Source organism: Empedobacter sp. UBA7252 (assembly GCF_002472765.1).
GTDB lineage: Bacteria > Bacteroidota > Bacteroidia > Flavobacteriales > Weeksellaceae > Empedobacter > Empedobacter falsenii_B.
Map to the genome: position 1 here is coordinate 7,055 of NZ_DKSQ01000074.1, position 1,005 is coordinate 8,059.

Sequence of the window (1,005 nt, forward strand, 5' to 3'; positions counted from 1 at the left end):
ATGAATAATTAACAAATAATACTCCTATTATGAATAAAAAGAAAGAAAATCTTACGACAGACTTGTTGGGAGTTGCTCCTTATGGTGAAGCTATTAAAGTTGCTGTAGAAAAAGGATTTGGCGGAGCTAAAGCAATTTTAAGTAGGGTTTGTCTACCTGCGGCGGAGGAACTAGGTCTGATGTATAAAGATAAAGTAAGACACTGGAGGTTAAATAACATTATTAAAATTATTGAAAAGTCTGATAAAAAGATTGATTTTGTGAATGGGAACTTAGAACTAACTGCACACCCTAGAGTTATAAAAGAAATAATTGAAAATGGTTCGTGGTGTGATGACGATTCTATACAAGAAATGTGGGCAGGAATATTAGCTTCGTCCTGCAACGAGAAATTAGGGGATGATAGTAATTTAATTTTTGTTAATGCCCTCAAATATTTAACAAAAAATCAAGTGATTATTTTAAATTATATTTGCCAAAATTGTAAAATCAAAGTTGACAGAAACGGCTTTTTGTTTGCTGAACATATTGAGATTTCTTTTGAAGACCTTTGTGCAATTTTAGATACTTCAAACCTGCACCAGATTGATTCTGAATTAGACAATCTTGCATCCAATGAATTGATATTGCAAGAACTAAACGTTTCTGGAGGTGGACACGCTGCAGGATTTGTTTTCGGAGACGACAAAATTACTGCACATCTTGAGCCATCTCCGTTTGCTATAAACTTGTTTATTAAAGGTCAAGGGTTCAAAGGAGAACCGAAGGATTATTTTAAAATCGATTACATTGAAAGAAATACGGGTCAGAAATAAAGTTAATTGGAGATTATTCAAACAAAAGGTTCATAAGTATAAAAGACTTTTACCGCTTCATTTGAGAAGTCATGTTAGCTCCTTTCGAGGAGGGTAACGCCAACTGTAATTGGATTAAACCTTACAAATTCCGTTTAAAGTACCAAAACAATCTCTCAAAGGCAGCGTAAAGTTGAGATATGAACTTGGC

General features: G+C 33.8%; 1 protein-coding gene. It reads left to right on the forward strand.

What is annotated here, in order from left to right:
- Positions 1–29: 29 nt before the first annotated feature.
- Positions 30–815, forward strand: coding sequence for an Abi-alpha family protein (locus B2X73_RS10440; RefSeq protein WP_291096383.1), 786 nt, complete (start codon positions 30–32; stop codon positions 813–815).
- Positions 816–1,005 lie beyond the last annotated feature (190 nt).

What these genes read in the sequence shown, in the direction of transcription:
- B2X73_RS10440 (WP_291096383.1), top strand. Translation starts at nt 30, where the DNA reads ATGAATAAAAAGAAAGAAAATCTTACGACAGACTTGTTGGGAGTTGCT.